This is a genomic window from Microcoleus sp. LAD1_D3 (assembly GCF_036702135.1).
GTDB lineage: Bacteria > Cyanobacteriota > Cyanobacteriia > Cyanobacteriales > Microcoleaceae > Microcoleus.
The window spans coordinates 61,146-74,870 of the sequence record NZ_JAUBSB010000001.1 but is presented as its reverse complement, the minus strand read 5'-3'; the positions used below and the strand labels follow the sequence as shown (position 1 = coordinate 74,870).

Here is a 13,725-nt window from a genome sequence, read left to right as displayed (position 1 = left end):
GAGATAGGAAGTTATTTGTCTATGAACCAAATTAAACGTGTTGCCATAGTGGGAGGAACCCACGGAAACGAACTCACAGGAATTTACCTCGTGAAGAAATTCGATCGCGCGCCAGAGTTAATTGGGCGATCGACTTTTGAAACAATCACCCTGCTAGCCAATCCCAAAGCTTGCGAAATCGGGACACGCTACATCGATATCGACCTCAACCGCTGCTTTAGAAAGCAAGATTTAGAAAATCCCCATCTCTCCAGCTATGAAGCACAGCGGGCGAAAGAAATCTACCGCATTTTGAGTTCAAAAAACACTCATCAGCCCAACGTAATTATCGATTTGCACAGCACCACATCCAACATGGGGCTAACATTTATTCTCGCCAGCCAGCATCCATTTAACCTGAAACTAGCAGCTTATTTAACCTCTGTGTATCCCCACCTCAAGGTACTCGCTTCTACAACCAAGAATCATGATAGTCCTTTGCTGCGATCGCTTTCCGAATTAGGCGGTACGCTGGAAGTTGGTGCAGTCCCGCAAAGCGTATTAGATGCGTCTTTATTTCAGCAAACTGAACAAATTGTCGGCACGATATTAGACTGTGTAGAAGCCTACAATCAAGGCATAATGCCTGCTGCAAAGAATCCCCTGACTATTTATCAAAGCATTCGGGCGATCGACTATCCCAGAAACGAGAACAGAGAAATTGAGGCAATGATTCATCCTCATCTGCAATCCAGAGATTATCAAGCCCTGAATCCTGGCGATCCGATGTTTTTGACATTTGATGATGAGTCGGTCTTGTATGAAGGTAAATCAACCGTTTATCCAATTTTTATTAACGAGGCTGCTTACTACGAAAAAGGAATTGCCATGTGTTTTACCCAAAAGCTAATAGTCAGTCTGGAGTAGAAATTTAAAAATTATTCTTGAGAATTTTCAGGTGACAAAAACTCCTCTTTAGAAGCCGTAGTCAAAGAACGCAATTCCTTCCATATTTCCAAAGTGATAATACAGGTAATCAGCCACACCACACCAGCCGTATAACCGGCAATAACATCCGTAGGCCAGTGAACTCCTAGATAAAGCCGGCTCAAACCAATAGCAGCAATTAATACAACTGTCAAGCTGTAAATCGACCCCCGCTGCTTGGGAAAGCGTGCACCCAAAAAATATCCTAGCAAACCGTAAATAACCATTGAAATCATCGCGTGTCCGCTAGGAAAACTGTAAAATGTTACATTAACAACGCGCTCCCAAAGTTGAGGTCGATCGCGGGCAAAAAGTTTTTTTAAGAGTAAATTTAAACCGATCGCTCCACCACCCGCGATCGCAATAGTTGCAGATTCCGATCGGTGATTGCGCCCTAGCAAAACAATACCCAAGCTCAGACAAATCACTAGCAGCAACTTCGGCTCCCCCAAAAAGGTAAAGCCCAGCATTATTTGATCGCGCAACGGAGTGTGCAATTTCCTCAGAGCTAGTAAAATAGAGGTATCGAAAGCGTAACTTTCTTTTTCCAACACCTCTTCGGCAATGGTGGCAAATCCCCACATCGCCAAAGCCGCAACCGCAAGCCCGGCCAGCCGAATTATCGAAATGAGCGATCGAATTTTAGAACGCATTCTTGAATTAATTAAAAATTTTAAATTTCCAACTCAAAATAATACAACAAATATAGGAAACGAAAACGCCTTACCCATCGTCTAGATTCTTGAGCAACTCTATTCTGAATGATTAATTGATTTTTCACTACCCACCTCAACTTTTACATCCAATCGGCGAATGACTATACTCTCCACAAAATACATTTCTGCAATTTTGTTGACCTTGGGGTTGACAAGTCTTTCTAGTTGTGCTAATAACAGCGGAGTAAGTGCGCCGATCGCCGAAGCAAACACGATCGCCCAGCGTCTCGTTTCGACCGCAGTCGCCCAAAAGCCGAACAACCCGCAATTCGGTCAGCCGATCGACTGTACCCTAGGCAAAGACTGTTTTGTATTGCTGTATTTCGATCGAGAACCCGGCCCCACCGCCGTCGATTTTGGCTGCGGACGCCAAACCTACGACGGCCACGACGGCACAGACTTTGCCATTCCCGACGCCAAAGCAATGGCAAAAGGAGTGCCAGTTATTGCCTCCGCTGCCGGCAAAGTTTTGCGATCACGAGATGGTGTGGTCGATCGGCGTTTACAAAATGATACAGAAAAAGCCAACATCGCAGGCACAGAATGCGGCAACGGCATGGTAATCGACCACGGCGCAGGCTGGGAAGCCCAATACTGCCACCTCCGCAAAGGCAGCGTTGCCGTCAAACCGGGTACGCAGGTACAAAAAGGCACAGTTTTGGGCATGGTGGGAAACTCTGGGATGGCATCTTTTCCCCACGTACACGTAACTTTCCGCTATCAAGGCAAACCCGTAGATCCGTTTGTCGGCCCCGACGCGAAGGTAGGCTGCAACATCGCCCGCAATCCTATTTGGGACAAGCCTCTAGACTATATTTCCACAGGTTTAATTCGGGCTGGTTTTGCCAATAAGCCACCCGATATCAACGCTGCCTGGGAAGGACAATTTTCAGAGACTAAACTCCCTGCAAACAGTCCAGCTTTGTTGTTTTGGGTACAAAGTTACGGAGTGCTCAAGGGCGATCGGGAACAATACAAATTATTTGCACCCAACGGCACAACCATCGCCGATCAGACCAATGAAATTAAAGCCCCCAGCCGCACTTGGTTGGGTTATGTCGGCAAAAGAAACAGCACAAATTCTCCTCTGATTCCCGGAGTTTGGCGGGCCGAATACCGGTTGACGCGGGGCGATCGAGTTTTGGCAGAAGTCAAGCGAGAAGTTGAGTTGCGTTAGTCGCTAAGTTACTCATACCAAATTCCTTTGAAAACGAGCATCAAATATGTTAAAATAACAACAATATTTTTTCATTTTTGATGGTCAAGTTTTCCTTGGCTCGTAATAAAAGTGTCATACAGCCAATTCACAAACCTAGAAATGATTGAAACCAACTTTGGCATAACCATTGCTGACAAAGTTGGTATTTTTGCCGATTTACCCGACTCCGAGTATAGCGATCTTCTCAGCCAAACTCTGCAAGAAAACATTTCTTTAGCTTTAGCAATTAATACCGAAAAAGCTCGCTCAGAATTAATTGTCACACCTATTTTAGTAGAACTTAGAAAGCAGTTTAAATATCAAATTAGCTTTTTTTCCGGAAAAGAGTTTAATGTAGATTTAGAAAAAGGATTAACGGGTTTCTGCGATTTTATGATTAGTCGTTCTCCCGAACAACTGCTAATCAAAGCCCCCGTGGTCGCCTTAGTAGAAGCTAAAAATGATAATATCCAAGCTGGGCTTCCACAATGTATGGCAGAAATGATTGCCGCTCAAATCTTTAATGAAAGAAGAAACAATAATATTTCCGAAATATATGGAGTGGTCACAACAGGGACTAATTGGAAATTTTTACGACTTAGCAATAAAATTATGGAAGTTGATTTAAATGATTATTTCATTGATAATATTAGTAAAATTATTGGCATCTTAAAATATTTGGTCGATGCAGCTAACCTATGAAAGTGGGAGCCAATTTATGAAATTTGCTCAATCGAGATAAATTTAACAATCACTTAACCATAATTTTTACAAGATCACAAATTGTCCGGGACAATGTAGCTTTCATCAGCTTGTTGTCGTCGGCTCGATCGCTCATCCTTCCCCGTCAAACGCGAGCGTTCGGGAGGGTGGTTTGGATGGGGAAAATTTAGGGCAAATTGTTCCAAGCTTGAGCCACAATGTCGCTCAGCCATAGCCTCTGAGCAAAATCGAGCAGATTGTCGTCCGCGAGTACCTCAGCCTTTAATTCCTCCAAAGACTGAGATCGCGATCGAGCTATTTGAATCACACCCGCGATCGCCGACGCCACCAATTCTTCATTCAGTGGCTGCTGTCGCAAAGCAATCATTTCTTGAGGATTCGTAGGAATGGGATAATTCATAGAAGTGCATACCGAAAGGAGTAGATATTCAGCCACTGCGCCCCCACCGAGAGCAAGAGCGATCGAAAACCTAAAAATCTGAGAACATTGTAAACTTATTTAAAACTCAATAAGTATTCGGGAGTATAGCCTACTTTGCTCCCTTGTCAACTCCCCCATCTTTATTAATTTATTCAGAATTGAGAGCCTAATCATGCAAGAAATTCTTTATCTAGAAGTCCCGACACCGGATACAGCAGCCGTCTGCACTTGGTTGCAGCACGAATTCGATCCCGGAATCGGAGAAAAAATTATTACTGCTGACGGCTTTCGCCTGCTTTCACCAGCCACAACAGCCGAGGTTCTGAAGTCTGGAACTCAAAATGCCAATCCAAAACCCGCATTGGCTGACATCAATTCAGGAAACCCAAATTGGCGATCGACAGAACTTTCCACCTTTGTCTGGTCACTGCAACGCACCACTTATTTAAAAGTCTTTCGTCTAGAAGACGCGCCTGCGGGAGAAAGAAAGTTCCTAGAAGCTCTGAATCTTGCTGTGAGAAACAAGTTTCCCGATCGCTACCGGGAACCCCCTGTCATAGACCTCTCCAAACAGTCAATTTTTGAGGCTCTTGCCCCCTATTACCCCTTGACCGTCAAATACTTCCAAAAAATGCCTCAAGGCGAATACGACCTCAAGCGTGTCTACTGGTGGGAACAGCGTTGGCGCGAAGGCACTCGCAATCCTCAAACGCCAAAACAAGTAGTGTTTTTGAAGGAAGAGGGAACAGGGAAGAAGGTAGAAGACACGATTTCGGTGTCTGATTCTGGCGATACTTTTTATGACTTAATTTATATTGGCGGGGCCTTGGGAGTGATTCACGCCGCAGTCATGGCGAGATTGGGCTACCGGGTGCTGCTAGTTGAACGAATGCCTTTCGGGCGAATGAATCGCGAGTGGAATATTTCGCGGGACGAAATTCAAAGCTTAATTGATTTGGGTTTATTTACGGCGGCAGAAATCGAAACTTTGATTGCCAGAGAATACAAAGATGGCTACAACAAGTTTTTTGATGCTAACAATCCGCCCGTGGCGAAAGCGCCAGTTTTGCACACACCAAAGGTACTCAATGTAGCTTTGGACGGAGAGAAATTGCTGAATTTAGCGGGAGTTAAGCTAACAGAAGCTGGTGGAGAAATCTGGGACGAAACTGAGTTTCTTAGAGCCGATGTTGAAGCAGAAAAAGTAGTAGTTCAAGGCCACCACTTGCCAACAAAAGCCGATCGCACTGCATTAGGAAGGCTGCTGGTGGATGCAATGGGTTCGGCTTCTCCCATCGCTTGGCAATTGAACGAAGGGCGGACTTTTGACAGCGTTTGTCCGACAGTGGGAGCAGTCATCGACGCAGGATTTGAGCCGGGAGTGTGGGATTCCGAGTACGGGGATGTGCTCTACACTCACGGGGACATTTCCCGCGGGCGCCAGCTCATTTGGGAGTTGTTTCCCGGCGCCGGCACAGAACTGACAGTTTATCTATTTCACTACCACCAAGTACATCCAGAGAATCCCGGTTCTTTGCTGGAAATGTACGAGGATTTTTTCGCAATTTTGCCGGAATACCGCCGCTGCGATGTCGATAAATTGGTGTGGAAAAAACCGACCTTTGGTTATATTCCGGGGCATTTTAGCAGCAACAGCAGCGATCGCTCCGTGGCGATCGATCGCCTAATCTCGATCGGCGACGCAGCATCCCTGCAATCTCCCCTCGTTTTCACCGGCTTCGGCTCTCTTGTCCGCAATCTTTTCCGCTTAACAGACCTGTTGAATACAGCTTTAAAGCACAATTTGTTGACGGCAAATCACTTAAACCAAATTCGCGCTTACCAGAGCAATGTTTCAGTAACTTGGCTGTTTTCTAAAGGCATGATGGTTCCTACCAGGAGCAGTTTGCCACCCCAAAGAATTAATTCAATTCTCAATACCTTTTTCGGTATTTTGGCAGGGCAAAAACTCGCCGTAGCCGAAACTTTTATTAAAGACAGAACCGACTGGCTAACTTTCAATCGACTGGCGATCGAAGCAGCCGGAAAAAACCCTTCTCTCCTCTTGTGGATTTTAGATTTTGTCACCTTGGGGGATATTTGGCGCTGGCTGGGAAGTTACTTGAATTTTACTCTGCTGGCTTTGGCCAGTTTGCTGTTCGGATGGCTTCCCAGCTTCGCCCGCAGGGTACAGCCTTGGTTGGAGCCCCGGTATCCGGCTGTTTGGCTGTGGCTGTTGGCTACCAGCTATGCTCTCACCTATGGCATGGGAAAGGGGAGAAAAGAGTTGTGAGTTTTGAGTTTTGAGTCAAAACTCAAAACTAGCAACTTCAGTTCGCTATCGAAAACTCGGCAATTCAATTTCAGCTAGCGATCGACGTTTTTTAGAAGCCCGCAGCGGACTGGCAATCAAGGTCAGCCAGTCGGGTTGGGCGACTGCTGTAGGTTTTGCCACAGTTGATCGCACTTCTTGAATGCCAAAGGTTTCAACGGAGTTCAAAATTTGAAAAGCCCTGGCTAATTCTTGCGTGTCCACATTGGTAGCAGTTTCGGGTTCAGACTCCGCCACCGGCAGTTCAGGTTCCGCAACCGCAGGGGCCGAGTCAGGTGCCGGCTCATGAGGCTGGTAGGTTTCGGTCTCCTGTAATTGAATGGCGGATACTTGGGCTAATTTGTTGAGTTCTAGAGGGGCTGGGGATTCAGGCTCGATCGCATCGACAACAACCGCTACCTCTGGATGCTCTTCGGTTTCCGACCAAGGTTGGACAGGGGAAGCGTTGAAGGCTGGCGGCAGCGGAACTTGAGAGCTTTTGACCACCGCCAGCAATGATTCTAATTGCGCGCTGGCGCTATCCTCTGCATTGTCAGGCGGCTCGATCCTCGGCGACTTTACCTGCGGCCTGTCCAAACTTCTTTCCAAGGCAGCTTTAAATTGCAGGGTGTGGCGCTGCTGGCGGTGCAAGCGCGATCGTAATTCCCTGCAAAGATTTTCTGTGGTTACTAACTGGTGTAACTGTTCGTTGTAGCGCTGCACAGTAGACGCACATTCTCGCTCAACAGTCGCTAGCCTGACTTGGCTGGTTGCCAACTGACTTCTTAAACTTTCGACTAAAATTTCTTGACTTTGGAGGGTTTGATGGGAAACTTCCACTTTGCCAAACAGCCGCGTCAATTGTTCTTGAGTATTTTCGAGTTCGGCTGTGCGCTGTTCTAGCAAAGTTTCGCGATTCTGCAAGGTGTTTTGGGACTCTTCGAGAGCTGTTTCTAGCTGCGCGAGGCGCTGCAAAAGGTCGCGGTTGCATTCGTGCAGCGCTTGCATGAGGGTAACTGGGGTCGATCCTTTGCCCTTAGCCTCTTCCGCATTGCTAAGCAGATTTTTCAGATGATCTGAAATCGGGGGCGAGCCCGCCTCGGTCGGCTGCGTCTGAGATTGCGAATTTTTTGTTTCAGGTTGTGTGGGAATTGCATCTACGCCGATGGCGTTGGGAAAATCTACTGTTTGCCAGTCCTCTTCTGGCTGTTGGGGAACCCTTGCGGGAGTGTCTGTCGGATGGGGGACGATCGGCTCAAAACCCCCAGCAGCAGCAAAATTTGACTGCAATGGTTCGGTATCGGATGGAACAGCAGGGTGCGGTTGGTGCTGATGGGCTCGAAGATCAGCTTCTGACATGGCTTTTTATCCCAATAGTCACAGGGTCTCAGATACAGTCTATCCTTATAGATTCTCTAGAAGGAAGCCCCTAAGTCATAGCTTTTGTCATTTTTCCTGTTTTTTCGGGCAATAGCCTCTAAATCGAGTGGCGCGATCCGAACTACAAGCCCAACTCAAATTAAGGCGTAAGGTGCGCGCACCAGCACTCAGAAGACGTGAGTTTTTGGCCGCCAGTCCGATCGGAATAATTTTTCCCGATGTCTAACGCCCTGTATTCAGCAGCGATTCGCTCGCCTAAGCTTTAACAACTGCAAAATGTTTGTCAATGATTGCTGGAACTTCTGCCGGTGCAATGCGGCTGTAGCGAGTTTTGTCCGGCATCACAACTATAACTGGGCCCGCTTTGCACTGTTTGAGACATCCGGTTCCCTGAACTGTCACTTGGTCTTCTAAACCGCGCGAATTCAAAGCATTTTCTAAAGCTTTACAGACTCCTCCAGCGCCCCGCTTCTGGCAGTCTGATTTTTGACATATTAATATTTTGGTTTGGGTTTTTGCCGGAGATTTTACAGTTTGAGCTGCTGTGGAAGAGGAGAATTCGCTTTTGCTGATCGCGCGATCGTTGGATGTCCCTACCGCAACAGGTACATTGGTGGAGTCGAGCAGTTCAGGCGATCGATCGTTCTGACCTTGAGCCAGCTTAAGGCTGCGAGCTTTAAGTTTTATTTTACCATTTTTTAAATTGAGTTCTTTCTCACCTACAACTTGAACTTTCAACCCGGGCGTCAAAACAGGTAACAGAAATGACCGCAATTCCTTGGAAAGTTTAACAAAAAATTCTACTCCGCGATCGTTGCTAATTCGCAAATATTTAAGTTTGCAGCCATCTTCAACAATCAGGCCGAGGATTTCTCCCTCTAAACTGAATTCCGAAACTTGCTTGCCAGATTTATACATTGTTATGACTCCTTTAAATCGGTTACATCCGTTACATCTTGTACACTGCTCGTTGCCAAACTTCCTTCTACCTTGCTCTCATTTGCCAGCAGCACTCCAGCCACTGCACCAGTTCTGTCCTAGAAGCGCTGACTTGTTTCAACACGCTGATTAGCTGAGCAGCTTGCTTAATAGTGTTGATTTTTGCCCGCAAAGGTTGGTCAACCGCACACCAGCAGGGAATTTCTAGTTCTTGCAAGCGTTTGTAAACTTGCCACCTATCTAGCCAACTAACTTGCACAATGTCACAAACTTCTAATTCTGCATCTGCTGGATTCATTTTTTAACAACAGTAATAATTTGCATTAATTTTTACCCTGACTGGTAGCGGGTAGAAGTTAAAAGCTAGGTTTTCCCAGAAAATCAAGGATTGTCCGAAGCCCTTCCTGAAAAATTCTGCCTTTTGCCTTATGCCTTCTGCCTTCAGAAGGTGCGCCCCACTTTCAGGAAGCGTTCAGAACGAGAATATTTTTAAAGCATAACCCAACTGCTAATTATTCTCAATAGGTTTATAAAAAAAAATTCCTACTCTATAAAATCTTCCACTATCGAGGCAGACGCTGCTTGACGGGTAAATCTAGGGTGCTAGACTGACTCTATTGGCAACAAAACTGCCTATTGAGAGGAGAACACACATGGCCCAGATTCAGAGTGCATTGAGACCATTTGGCCACTTAGCAGAAAACCCAATTTTGTTGGAACATTCAGTCACAGCACCGATTTGTGAAGGGATGAACGCGCTGCTGGCCAGTTTTCAGGCTTTATACCTGCAATATCAAAAACATCATTTTGTGGTGGAAGGGGCAGAATTCTACTCCTTGCACCAATTCTTTCAAGAAAGCTACGGAGAAGCTCAAGATAGCGTCCACGAGTTGGGCGAACGGTTAAACGGATTGGGCGGCATACCAGCAGCGGGTTTTAGCAAGTTAGCCGAACTGTGCTGTTTTGAGCCGGAACCAGACGGCGTGTATTCCTGCCGCCAAATGCTAGAACACGATTTGACGGCGGAACAAGCTATTATAAGTTTGCTGCGGCGTCAAGCAGGACAAGCAGAAAGTTTGGGCGATCGAGCTACGCGCTACCTCTACGAAAAAATCCTGCTAAAAACCGAGGAACGGGCTTATCACATTTCCCACTTCCTCGCCCCCGATACCTTAGTGCAGTTGAACTTGAACTAACAAGCTGTTTGTAGTGAGGACTCAAGTCGTCATCCCTTAATCAATCAGGACTAGAGTCCTTGCTACAAACCAATTTTACTCGGCTCATCCGATCGGTTGAGCTTAAACTAGCAACCTGTTTGTAGTGAGGACCTCAGTCCTCATCATCTCGTGTCTACGTAAAAGGGTGAGTAGTCCTCATTGGCGGTAAGCGGATTAATTAATACGTGTACCTACAGGTTGAACGTCTTTTGCCAAACCAATATGCGCCAACGACACGGATCTGTTGTTGTACTTTATTCCAGCTAAAGCCCATTGAAGCTCAAGTGTCCCCACCCAAAAGCGTGCCCGGTTGATAACATCTGGTAACACAGGATAGTCGCTTTGCATACGCCGTACAATACTTTCCCCATAATTACTCAGTAGCACAGCAATGTCACAAGCTGGGTCGCCCAAACCAGCAGTGCCAAAATCGATTAACCCGCTGATGCTCTCTGAAAGGCGATCAAACAGAATATGATAAACTGCCAGGTCGCCATGGATAAGTACGGGTGTGTAGCTGAGGTTAAGTTCACCTGTAACTACAGGTGCGAAGAGCTCGTGTATAAAAGTTTGCTGATGACGCCACAAATAAGGAAAGAGAGTTTCCTGAACTTGCCCGTACAATTCTAACCAATCTTCACGGGAACGCCCCACCTCAGATGAAGACAGCCCAGCATTAACTAAAACTTCATTTGGAATGCTGTGCAATTGTTGGTAAAATCCAGCTAGTTGGGAGATGATACGCGCTTGTGATGTTTTAGTTAGCTTCAGCAGGGTGTTACGCGAAAGTGGTTCACCTTTAATAAATGTGTAGCTAACAAAGCCTTCTTCCAGATGTTCAAAGTGTGGAACCCGCAATTCAACATAATTTCGCACTACTTCCAACACCTTAGCTTCCTGGGAAAGAGCCTTTTTCCCCCAGTCATCTTTGGCAAAGCGACATACAATCTGATGATTAACAACTACCACGTCGTTAACCATGCCATCTTGATTAAAGTCCAGATGCTCAAAGGAGATATTAGGGTAAACAGCACTAATTTTTTCTAGATACTCACAAGGAATATTCATATAGCCTTTCTCAGTAACATGAGGTGCTCTCGCGGGCATAGGGCATAGGGCATAGGTCATAGGGCATAGGCATAGGACTCGCGCCCATACCTCACTTTCTTGAGAACCGCTATAGTAACTCCTGACGTTAATACAACAAACAATCAAAATTAGTCGGACATTTAGCCCGATTGCACCGGCTTCACTAATTTTTGTGTTTTTTGTAGTAACGTATCACTGTGATTTAACTCTTCAGAACACCGTCATAGATAACTTTAACACCATTTTACACATGGCCAATATTAATTCTTTGTCCTTACTACAAACAAATTTGATTATCATTGTTCGATCGCACATATTGATATCTAAAAAAAAGCGGGCAGTTTTGTGACTGCCCGCTTTTTTTATACAAAGTGCGCTCACCCCCAGGGAATTAAGGCGCTAAAGCATTGCCGCGCAACAAGCTACCAATGGTTTTGGCGGTAATCTTCATCTGCACGAAAGGATTGGCCGGTACTACTGTTTTATACAAGTAGCTATCGAATGTGAGCTTCTGCACATCGCGATCGGCACACATTTCCACAAAAGCTTCGCGAGTAGCATCGGAACGGTAGAAAACGCGCTGCAAAATGTCGAGAACTTTGTAAGTAATGCCGTAGGCTTTATCCCACCGCTTCAGGTAAAGCTTGATTTCCTCTTCAGTCGGAATGCGCGCGCCTTTATTGGAAATCTCCACAATAGTTTCGGCGCACATCCGGCCAGACTTCGCAGCAAAGTAGATTCCCTCGCCAGAAGACTTGGTAACGTAACCTGCTGCATCGCCTACGAGAGCAACTCGGCCGACAACCCGGCGGGGACGCGGATGTTCCGGGATGGGGTGAGCTTCCACTTTAATAATCTCACCGCCCATCAGTTTTTTGGCAGCGCGGGCGCGGACGCCTGCTTGCAGCTTTTTGATGCTGGCTTGATTTACTTTCATTGTGCCGGTACCGACGGCTACGTGGTCGTATTTGGGGAACACCCAAGCGTAGAAATCGGTGGAAACGTCGTCGCCGACGTACATTTCGGCTAAGTCTTGGTAGTAAGCCATTTTATCTTCTGGCAGGCGGATGCGTTCTTGGAAGGCGATCGCATAATTATAATCACCAGCGTCGATCGCCTTTGCTACGCGGGAGTTGGCGCCGTCGGCCCCAATCACCAAATCCACTTTCAGAGTTTTCTGAGTTCCCACAGCGGTGCCGTTGGAGTGGTCGGCATAGTGGAGTGTATAGGGGTCAGTATTGTTGGCGGGAATCTCTAATGTGTGAACGGTGCCGTTAATCAGTTTCGCACCCAAGGAAGCCGCGCGATCGCGCAGGAAGCCATCGAGCACTTCGCGGCGGCACATACCGATGTATTCGTGTGCGTTTTCAATATTGATGTCCACCTCGACGTTGGAGGGGGAGATCATTTTCATTTTTCTGACTTGGCGGTCAATAATACTTTGTGGCAAGTCAAATTCGCTGACCATGCACAGGGGAATCGCCCCACCGCAGGGTTTGGCGTTGTCTAATTTACGCTCGAATAGGTATGTTTCGATGCCTGCTTTTACCAATGTTTCGGCGGCGGAAGAACCCGCAGGGCCTGAACCTACTACTGCAACCCTTAGTGTCAAAGCTTTTCTCTCCAGTTTTTTTCTATAGGCATTACTCAGGTGTGATGGTATCACGGACTTTGGATGCGGTGGCGTGAAGCAGGGGAGATTTCAATGAAATGAAACAGAGCTTAACAGTTCGATACGAAAATCGGGTTTCCGGCAGTAGGTGCGATCGAATATCTTAAATTTTTTAGTGTAGATGAAGGTGGATGGACGGTGATGTGCGATCGAACATTTTGCCCTATTTTCTAAGAACAGGCTTTCCGGCCTGTTCCACAACAGATGAATTTTCTGCTTGTGGGGAGTAGGGGTTGGGCTTCTAGCCCGCCCGGAATAGGTTAGAACCAGTCCAATAAGTTACATTAAAGTTACTTGCAGTTATCTAAAATTCTTATGCTCGGTAATTTTCAACAAAGCAACCTGCGGATTGAGCTTGAAGCTTCCGAAACAGCGATTAGAGACAGCTTGTTGCGTCCGAGTCAATTGCAGCAGTGGCTGTGGCCGCAGCAGTTGTCTAGCGGTTTGCCGGAAGAATTTGCTCAAGGTTTGACCTTTACAAGTTGGCTAGGCCCCGTGGCAGTTCAGCATCACGTTGATATTGTTGAGCACAATTGTCTGCGGCTGTTATTGAGTCAGGGAATTGACGGATTTCACGAGTGGTATTGGGGCGATGGTTGGGTGCAGTCTCGGTTGGAGGGAGTGTCGCTGCTGCCGCTGAATTTGGGGCAAACGGCTAGTTTACTCCGGCTGCGGGAGTTTGTAGCCGGGAAGGGTAAGCGGAAGTAGATCAATGACTGTCCAAAATCATCAGAACAAAGTCTGGTAGTCCTGCATAGCAACGAAAAATTCTTAATCCTTTTAGGGATAAAGAAGCGTTGTAATGATGAATAAAATACCACAAAGCTCCCACACGATTGGAGAGCTTTTTAGATTAGGAAAGACTCTTTCTTACAACAATAGCGAGATATCCTGTACATCAGGGAGTTCTTGCATCTTTCGATATCAGAAGTTTTGCCCGTATCTTTCCCGACAGATTTGTGTCGCTGGCGAGGCAAAACTTTTTTATATGCGACCAAAAAATCTGTATAATAGACGGCACATTGTCTGTAAACTGCTGGGAGGGAATCCCAAAAACCTTTAGCACCCATTTCAACTCGACTTCCTATATATA

General features: G+C 46.4%; 13 protein-coding genes. 6 read left to right on the top strand and 7 right to left on the bottom strand.

The features are described 5' to 3' along the window. Nucleotides 1-21 precede the first annotated feature (21 nt). Entirely contained in the window at nt 22-906 is an 885-nt protein-coding gene (locus QUA74_RS00250; protein WP_333323889.1) for an aspartoacylase, read from the top strand. 11 nt (nt 907-917) lie between these two features. On the opposite strand, the gene QUA74_RS00245 is transcribed toward QUA74_RS00250, so the two are convergent. Further along, nucleotides 918-1,619 (bottom strand): phosphatase PAP2 family protein, encoded by a 702-nt coding sequence (locus QUA74_RS00245; RefSeq protein WP_333323887.1) that lies wholly within the window; start codon nt 1,617-1,619, stop codon nt 918-920. Between the two features lie 160 nt (nt 1,620-1,779). Between QUA74_RS00245 and QUA74_RS00240 the strand changes: the two genes are divergently transcribed. Both QUA74_RS00240 and QUA74_RS00235 read left to right on the top strand, forming a co-directional pair. Next, nucleotides 1,780-2,859 carry a M23 family metallopeptidase gene (locus QUA74_RS00240; protein WP_333323885.1) on the top strand — a complete coding sequence of 360 codons (1,080 nt, stop codon included), beginning with the start codon at nt 1,780-1,782 and terminating at the stop codon, nt 2,857-2,859. A 141-nt stretch (nt 2,860-3,000) separates the two neighbouring features. Then, a complete protein-coding gene (locus QUA74_RS00235) occupies nt 3,001-3,582 on the top strand; it encodes a hypothetical protein (protein ID WP_333323883.1) in 582 nt (193 codons plus the stop codon). A 187-nt stretch (nt 3,583-3,769) separates the two neighbouring features. On the opposite strand, the gene QUA74_RS00230 is transcribed toward QUA74_RS00235, so the two are convergent. Then, complete coding sequence (locus QUA74_RS00230; protein WP_006632866.1) at nt 3,770-4,003, bottom strand: hypothetical protein; 234 nt, start codon at nt 4,001-4,003, stop codon at nt 3,770-3,772. A 193-nt stretch (nt 4,004-4,196) separates the two neighbouring features. Between QUA74_RS00230 and QUA74_RS00225 the strand changes: the two genes are divergently transcribed. Next, nucleotides 4,197-6,317, top strand: coding sequence for a flavin-dependent dehydrogenase (locus QUA74_RS00225; protein WP_333323880.1), 2,121 nt, complete (start codon nt 4,197-4,199; stop codon nt 6,315-6,317). A gap of 45 nt (nt 6,318-6,362) precedes the next feature. Here the strand turns inward: QUA74_RS00225 and QUA74_RS00220 are convergent, their stop codons facing one another. From QUA74_RS00220 to QUA74_RS00210, 3 genes are all read right to left on the bottom strand, one after another. Next, complete coding sequence (locus QUA74_RS00220; protein WP_333323878.1) at nt 6,363-7,694, bottom strand: hypothetical protein; 1,332 nt, start codon at nt 7,692-7,694, stop codon at nt 6,363-6,365. 276 nt (nt 7,695-7,970) lie between these two features. Beyond that, entirely contained in the window at nt 7,971-8,633 is a 663-nt protein-coding gene (locus QUA74_RS00215) for a (2Fe-2S) ferredoxin domain-containing protein (RefSeq protein ID WP_333323876.1), read from the bottom strand. A 67-nt stretch (nt 8,634-8,700) separates the two neighbouring features. Next, nucleotides 8,701-8,952 carry an Asr1405/Asl0597 family protein gene (locus tag QUA74_RS00210; RefSeq protein WP_333323874.1) on the bottom strand — a complete coding sequence of 84 codons (252 nt, stop codon included), beginning with the start codon at nt 8,950-8,952 and terminating at the stop codon, nt 8,701-8,703. A gap of 355 nt (nt 8,953-9,307) precedes the next feature. Here QUA74_RS00210 and QUA74_RS00205 point away from each other — a divergent pair, with 355 nt between their 5' ends. Next, nucleotides 9,308-9,850: a Dps family protein gene (locus tag QUA74_RS00205; RefSeq protein ID WP_333323872.1), complete on the top strand. Its 543-nt coding sequence runs from the start codon at nt 9,308-9,310 to the stop codon at nt 9,848-9,850. A 195-nt stretch (nt 9,851-10,045) separates the two neighbouring features. On the opposite strand, the gene QUA74_RS00200 is transcribed toward QUA74_RS00205, so the two are convergent. Then, complete coding sequence (locus QUA74_RS00200) at nt 10,046-10,939, bottom strand: phosphotransferase (protein WP_333323870.1); 894 nt, start codon at nt 10,937-10,939, stop codon at nt 10,046-10,048. A gap of 412 nt (nt 10,940-11,351) precedes the next feature. Next, nucleotides 11,352-12,572, bottom strand: a complete 1,221-nt coding sequence (gene chlP, locus QUA74_RS00195) for a geranylgeranyl reductase (RefSeq protein WP_333323868.1) — start codon at nt 12,570-12,572, stop codon at nt 11,352-11,354. A gap of 375 nt (nt 12,573-12,947) precedes the next feature. Here chlP and QUA74_RS00190 point away from each other — a divergent pair, with 375 nt between their 5' ends. Continuing rightward, nucleotides 12,948-13,340, top strand: a complete 393-nt coding sequence (locus tag QUA74_RS00190) for a hypothetical protein (RefSeq protein WP_333057711.1) — start codon at nt 12,948-12,950, stop codon at nt 13,338-13,340. The last annotated feature ends 385 nt before the right edge of the window (nt 13,341-13,725 follow it).

Bases quoted from the DNA above. Each gene is read 5' to 3' on its own strand.
- QUA74_RS00190 (WP_333057711.1), top strand. From the start codon at position 12,948: ATGCTCGGTAATTTTCAACAAAGCAACCTGCGGATTGAGCTTGAAGCT.
- QUA74_RS00250 (WP_333323889.1), top strand. From the start codon at position 22: ATGAACCAAATTAAACGTGTTGCCATAGTGGGAGGAACCCACGGAAAC.
- QUA74_RS00245 (WP_333323887.1), bottom strand. From the start codon at position 1,619: ATGCGTTCTAAAATTCGATCGCTCATTTCGATAATTCGGCTGGCCGGG.
- QUA74_RS00230 (WP_006632866.1), bottom strand. From the start codon at position 4,003: ATGAATTATCCCATTCCTACGAATCCTCAAGAAATGATTGCTTTGCGA.
- QUA74_RS00225 (WP_333323880.1), top strand. From the start codon at position 4,197: ATGCAAGAAATTCTTTATCTAGAAGTCCCGACACCGGATACAGCAGCC.
- QUA74_RS00210 (WP_333323874.1), bottom strand. From the start codon at position 8,952: ATGAATCCAGCAGATGCAGAATTAGAAGTTTGTGACATTGTGCAAGTT.
- QUA74_RS00240 (WP_333323885.1), top strand. From the start codon at position 1,780: ATGACTATACTCTCCACAAAATACATTTCTGCAATTTTGTTGACCTTG.
- QUA74_RS00220 (WP_333323878.1), bottom strand. From the start codon at position 7,694: ATGTCAGAAGCTGATCTTCGAGCCCATCAGCACCAACCGCACCCTGCT.
- QUA74_RS00235 (WP_333323883.1), top strand. From the start codon at position 3,001: ATGATTGAAACCAACTTTGGCATAACCATTGCTGACAAAGTTGGTATT.
- QUA74_RS00205 (WP_333323872.1), top strand. From the start codon at position 9,308: ATGGCCCAGATTCAGAGTGCATTGAGACCATTTGGCCACTTAGCAGAA.
- QUA74_RS00200 (WP_333323870.1), bottom strand. From the start codon at position 10,939: ATGAATATTCCTTGTGAGTATCTAGAAAAAATTAGTGCTGTTTACCCT.
- QUA74_RS00215 (WP_333323876.1), bottom strand. From the start codon at position 8,633: ATGTATAAATCTGGCAAGCAAGTTTCGGAATTCAGTTTAGAGGGAGAA.